The organism is Brevundimonas sp. (assembly GCF_024711105.1).
Taxonomy (GTDB): domain Bacteria; phylum Pseudomonadota; class Alphaproteobacteria; order Caulobacterales; family Caulobacteraceae; genus Brevundimonas.
The window spans coordinates 1-4870 of the sequence record NZ_JANJTL010000067.1; the positions used below are offsets into that span (position 1 = coordinate 1).

7 protein-coding genes and 1 pseudogene are annotated in these 4870 nt (G+C 68.2%); 6 read left to right on the forward strand and 2 right to left on the reverse strand.

All coding sequences use genetic code 11. From position 1 onward, the window contains the following. A pseudogene (locus Q0M60_RS05415) lies at nucleotides 1-166 on the forward strand (hypothetical protein); the annotation flags it as partial. On the opposite strand, the gene Q0M60_RS05420 reads toward Q0M60_RS05415, so the two are convergent. Further along, nucleotides 167-511, reverse strand: coding sequence for a YMGG-like glycine zipper-containing protein (locus Q0M60_RS05420; protein WP_296816940.1), 345 nt, complete (start codon nucleotides 509-511; stop codon nucleotides 167-169). A 142-nt stretch (nucleotides 512-653) separates the two neighbouring features. Between Q0M60_RS05420 and Q0M60_RS05425 the strand changes: the two genes are divergently transcribed. The 5 genes from Q0M60_RS05425 to Q0M60_RS05445 all read left to right on the forward strand — a co-directional run bounded on the left by Q0M60_RS05425 (nucleotide 654) and on the right by Q0M60_RS05445 (nucleotide 4190). After that, nucleotides 654-1358, forward strand: coding sequence for a CoA transferase subunit A (locus tag Q0M60_RS05425; protein WP_296816943.1), 705 nt, complete (start codon nucleotides 654-656; stop codon nucleotides 1356-1358). Then, on the forward strand, nucleotides 1358-1537 hold the full coding sequence (locus tag Q0M60_RS05430) for a hypothetical protein (RefSeq protein WP_296816946.1): 180 nt from the start codon (nucleotides 1358-1360) through the stop codon (nucleotides 1535-1537). Before Q0M60_RS05425 ends, Q0M60_RS05430 begins: the two co-directional genes overlap by 1 nt. Nucleotides 1538-1539: 2 nt before the next feature. Beyond that, nucleotides 1540-2190, forward strand: coding sequence for a 3-oxoacid CoA-transferase subunit B (locus tag Q0M60_RS05435; protein WP_296816948.1), 651 nt, complete (start codon nucleotides 1540-1542; stop codon nucleotides 2188-2190). A gap of 91 nt (nucleotides 2191-2281) precedes the next feature. Continuing rightward, nucleotides 2282-3148 (forward strand): toxic anion resistance protein, encoded by an 867-nt coding sequence (locus tag Q0M60_RS05440; protein ID WP_296816951.1) that lies wholly within the window; start codon nucleotides 2282-2284, stop codon nucleotides 3146-3148. A 106-nt stretch (nucleotides 3149-3254) separates the two neighbouring features. Continuing rightward, nucleotides 3255-4190, forward strand: a complete 936-nt coding sequence (locus Q0M60_RS05445) for a calcium-binding protein (RefSeq protein WP_296816954.1) — start codon at nucleotides 3255-3257, stop codon at nucleotides 4188-4190. 29 nt (nucleotides 4191-4219) lie between these two features. Here Q0M60_RS05445 and Q0M60_RS05450 read toward each other — a convergent pair whose 3' ends face one another. Beyond that, the gene (locus Q0M60_RS05450; RefSeq protein WP_296816958.1) at nucleotides 4220-4819 is read right to left on the reverse strand and encodes an ABC-type transport auxiliary lipoprotein family protein; all 600 of its coding nucleotides are present in this window, start codon (nucleotides 4817-4819) and stop codon (nucleotides 4220-4222) included. Nucleotides 4820-4870 lie beyond the last annotated feature (51 nt).

The window sequence follows — 4870 nt, forward strand, 5'->3', positions numbered from 1 at the left end:
GGCCAACGCCGACCCGGACGACGCCAAACACTATCTGTCGATCGGCATGGCTGCGGTCGTGGAAAAGCCGATCAAGCCCGAGCGCCTGCGCGCCGCCATGAACACCGCGATGGCCGGCGACGCGGCCCAGGCAGAGCCGGCCGCCAAGGTCTCACGCGTCGCCTGATCACCAGGGCCGCGTGCGGTCCCGCCAGTAAATCCGCTCGCGCCCATAGCGATAATCGCGATTGTAGCCGCCGAAGCCGTAGCCGCAGGGGTCGTCCTCGGCCGACAGCTGGTGACCCAGCAGGGCTCCGGCCGCGGCGCCGATTGCGGCGCCCTCCTCCCGGTTTTCACGGCCCGCCACGGCAGCACCGATAGCGGCGCCGAGCGCCGCCCCGGACGCCATGGCGATCTCCCGGTTGCGGGCGTAGTCGCGCTCGCAGGCCGAGGCGTAGTCATTCATGGTGGAACAGCCCGTCGCGGCCAAGCCGCAGACAGCCACGGCCGCAAGGGTCATCGGAACGCGCATCCAGGTCTCTCCTCGTCGTGCCTCGCGAAAACGGCCAAGCCCTCGTGAGCGTTCCCGGCCGACCTTGCCCGCGCGGGCGCACCGCCGTATTGAGCAGGACGGCCCACGAATATTCATCGTGTGGTGAAATCACGAGGAAGCGATGCGGAAAATCTTCGCCGACGCCCGGTCCGCGCTCGCGGGCCTGACCTTCGACGGCATGACCGTCATGGCCGGCGGCTTCGGCCTGTGCGGCATCCCCGAGAACCTGATCGCGGCGCTGCGCGACAGCGGCGTCAAGGGGATCACGGTCATCTCGAACAACGCCGGCGTGGACGGCTTCGGCCTCGGCCAGCTGCTGGAGACCCGGCAGATCCGCAAGATGATCTCGTCCTACGTCGGCGAGAACAAGGAGTTCGAGCGCCAGTACCTGGCCGGCGAGCTGGAGCTGGAGTTCAATCCGCAGGGCACGCTGGCCGAGCGGATCCGGGCCGGCGGCGCGGGCATCCCGGCCTTCTTCACCGCCACCGGAGTCGGCACCCTGGTCGCCGAGGGCAAGGAGGTCCGCGAGTTCGACGGCCGCCAGTACGTCATGGAGACCGGCCTCGTCGCCGACCTGTCGATTGTGAAGGCCTGGAAGGCCGATGAAGAGGGCAACCTCGTCTTCCGCAAGACCGCGCGGAACTTCAATCCGATGATGGCCACGGCCGGCAAGGTCTGCGTCGCCGAGGTCGAGGAGATCGTTCCGTGCGGCGCGATCGACCCGGATCAGGTCCATACGCCCGGCATCTACATCGATCGGATCGTCAAGGGGACCTTCGAGAAGCGCATCGAACAGCGCACCGTCCGCCAGAGGGAGACCGCCTGATGGACGACCGCCATTTCGACCTGCTCAAGAAGATCAGCGACAAGCTCACCTGGGCCCTGATCTTCCTGTTCATCATCATGCTGAACACCTGCTCGCTCAGCGACGACATCGAGGACGCGATCCGCGACCGCGGAGACTCCGCACCCGCCGCGACCCCCGAAGCTCCCACCGAAGGCTGACCATGCCCCGCACCCGCGACCAACTCGCCGCCCGCGCCGCCCAGGAGCTGGAGGACGGCTTCTATGTGAACCTCGGCATCGGCATCCCGACGCTGGTGGCCAACCACATCCCCGAGGGCGTGGACATCACGCTCCAGTCCGAGAACGGGATGCTGGGCATGGGCCCCTTCCCCTACGAGGACCAGGTCGATCCCGACCTGATCAACGCCGGCAAGCAGACGATCACCGAGATCCCCGAGAGCTCCTATTTCAGCTCGGCCGACAGCTTCGCCATGATCCGCGGCGGCCACATCAACCTGTCGATCCTCGGCGCCATGGAAGTCGCCGAGAACGGCGACATCGCCAACTGGATGATCCCCGGCAAGCTGGTGAAGGGCATGGGCGGGGCCATGGACCTGGTCGCCGGCGTCAAGCGCGTCGTCGTGGTCATGGAGCACGCCAACAAGCACGGCCAGTCCAAGGTGCTGAAGCGCTGCACCCTGCCGCTGACCGGCACGGGCGTGGTCAGCCGGATCATCACCGACCTGGCGACCTTCGACGTCAAGCCGGACGGCTCGGGCCTGGAGCTGATCGAACTGGCCGAGGGCGTGACGCTGGACGAGGTCGCCGCCAGGACCGAGGCCGCCTACACGGTCGCGCCCGGCGTCGGCTGATCTTCGCCCGTGAGGCGTCCGGGGTGACGAAGCCGGAAGGCTTTGCTTAATGTCGTTCACCTGAGCCCTTCGCGGCTCTCGGGGAGACGCCATGACCGCAGACCGGCCGTTCCAAGCCGTCCCGCGTCCGGACGCCCAGCGCGTCGGCGAAATCCGCATGGCGCTCGACCCACGCAATGCAGCTGCCTTCCCCGCCTTCGGCGAGGAGGCGCGCGCCTCGCTCGCCGCCGCCTGTGCGGCGGTCGCGCGCGACGAGGGCGGCCAGGCCGCCGACGAGGCTGGCCGCCTGATCGAGGCCTTGCGAGCCACGGCCGGCGCCCTGGACCCGCGCGAACTGACCCCCCGCGCCGGCCTGATGGGTCTGTTCGACAGTCGCTCGGGGCGGCTCAAGCGCATGCGCGAGGCCTTCCGGGCGGCGGACGCGCGCATGTCCGAACTGACGTCCGATCTCGGAGTTCAGGCCCAGCGGCTGCGCGGACGGGTGACGGACCTCGACCCCGCGCTGGAGACTCTGCGCGCCCCGATCGTGGAGCTGGGAGCATGGATCGAAGCCGGCCGGGCGCGCCTGGCCGACACGGCTGACGAGGCGCCCGAGGGTGAAGCGGCGCCGCGGACCGTGCTCTCCGAAAGGCTGGAAACCCTGGCGGCCGGGCGTATGGCGGGGCTCGGGCACCTCCCGCTGGCTCGAGCCCTTCAGAACGCGGACGCCGTGGCCGCCGAGAGGCTGGACCAGGCCGTAACCGCCCTGGCCGCCTGGCGCGATGACTGGAAGAAGGCGCTCGGCCTCGACGCCAAGCGCCCCCGCCGGGTCCAGCCCGATCCGGCGGCGCTGGCGGGCTTCACGGCCCGGCTGAGCCAGGCCGCCGATCGCGCCCAGGCCATGCTGGCCGACGGGCGCGCGCGTCGAGCCCGGGCGCTGGCCAAGCTGGAGGAATTGCGGCGCGCACTGGGGGACTGATCACTTTCGGGGCGTCGGCGTTTTTTGAGAATAACCTCCGCAGCATAGCTGCTTGCGCCCCGCCCGTGCTTGGGGCCACGTCACCGTGGCTTGAGGGGGATCCGGTTTGGCAAAGTTCGAGTTTCACCAACCGATGCGCCATCTATGGTGGGAGTACAACTGGACCAGCATCCTGGACAGTTTCAACTACACACCAGTCAGCGTCACCACCGCTCAAATTATCGTCCAAGGCGTTCCTGGCGGGGCACCCTACGCGAACTGGCGGCTCACCATTACGCCGGTCTCGAGTTTCTCAGGCTCGATGTCCGCCATGACTATGCCCGAAGGCCTCGTCTCTACGATCGAACTGCGCGATCCTGCTGGCGTCTTGTTTCTGACGGTGCGTGAAGTCGGACTCAGCTTGAGCGATATCCGCATCTTTGGGATCACCTCGCGAGCCGACAGCTTCGTTGGCACGAGCGGCGACGACGCCTTTGCAGGCGGCCACGAGATTGATCACCTTCAAGGCTTCGACGGCGCCGACCGGCTTTGGGGTGACGACGGCGACGATCCGGTCGAAGGAGGGAACGGCGCCGACTACCTGGAAGGCGGCCTCGGCGACGACCGTCTGGAGGGCGGAGCCGGCAACGACGAAATCTGGGGCGGACGCTCGGGCACACCCTTCTACGGTGGAAACAATGTCCTGCTCGGGGGAGACGGCGACGACTTGCTGCGCGGCGGCAGCGGTAACGACATACTGGACGGCGGCTCTGGCCACGACACCGCGAGGTTTTCGGGTAGCGCCCGCGACTACGACATCATTACCCGCGGCGGTGAGACGCTCGTAAGCGGGGTTGACGGGAAGGACGTGCTAATCGACGTCGAGGTCATTGTGTTCGACGACGGAATTTTCGATCCCGGCATGATCGTCTGCTTCACCGGTTGGGACGAACAGGCCGGCGCCAAGGCTTCGATTGCCGACGTCCCGGTGGTCTTGCCAAGCGACCCCACGTCCGCCGGCAAGGATCACCCCGGCGCTCCCCTCGATCTCTGGCTGCTCTGAGGGACATCGGCCCGGGCCAACGCCGTCTCCTAGGGGATGGCACCGTCCACCCAGCTCACGACCTGGCGATTAAACTCCCCAGTCGCCGCGTCGAACGCGGCCACAATAGCTGACACGCGGTTCTCGCCGGCGGGCTGCTCAGCTCTGAAGATCCGTTCGGCAAGTATCGAACGGTCCGGCCCCATCAGGCGGGCCCGACCGGCGAGGACGACAGTCGGAGCAGCTTCCGGCCCGTTCACGTACCGGGCCTCAAAGCTCATCAGGTCGAGATCGAGGGTGACGTCGGCGCGCGGCACTTCGAGACGGTCGGCCAGGCGCACCCGGCCCGCCTGGCTAAGAAACGCCGCCTCCAGGGCGGCCTGGTAGAGATCGTCGGCCGGGCTTATCCAGCGCGCGCCGGCCAGGTAGGCCACCTCTCCGCCCAAACTCGTCAGGATGCGGTCATCCTCGGCCCCCGACGGGAACTCGATGGGCGCCAGGACGACAGCGGCTCGGTTCTGCCCACCCCCCGACGCCGGCGGATCCATTGCGCCGAAGCGATAGAGCTGGACCGGGTCGGGCGAGCTCAGCAGGGCGCAGGCCGAGGCGAGCACGCCGACCAGCGTGACGGCGAGGGCGCGGCGGATCATTGCTCGATCTCCAGTTCCTGCGACGGCGGCCGCGAGATGAAATCGCGCGGA

Excerpts from the sequence above, each read along its gene's own strand:
- Q0M60_RS05420 (WP_296816940.1), bottom strand. The coding sequence starts at position 511 with ATGCGCGTTCCGATGACCCTTGCGGCCGTGGCTGTCTGCGGCTTGGCC.
- Q0M60_RS05425 (WP_296816943.1), top strand. The coding sequence starts at position 654 with ATGCGGAAAATCTTCGCCGACGCCCGGTCCGCGCTCGCGGGCCTGACC.
- Q0M60_RS05430 (WP_296816946.1), top strand. The coding sequence starts at position 1,358 with ATGGACGACCGCCATTTCGACCTGCTCAAGAAGATCAGCGACAAGCTC.
- Q0M60_RS05435 (WP_296816948.1), top strand. The coding sequence starts at position 1,540 with ATGCCCCGCACCCGCGACCAACTCGCCGCCCGCGCCGCCCAGGAGCTG.
- Q0M60_RS05440 (WP_296816951.1), top strand. The coding sequence starts at position 2,282 with ATGACCGCAGACCGGCCGTTCCAAGCCGTCCCGCGTCCGGACGCCCAG.
- Q0M60_RS05450 (WP_296816958.1), bottom strand. The coding sequence starts at position 4,819 with ATGATCCGCCGCGCCCTCGCCGTCACGCTGGTCGGCGTGCTCGCCTCG.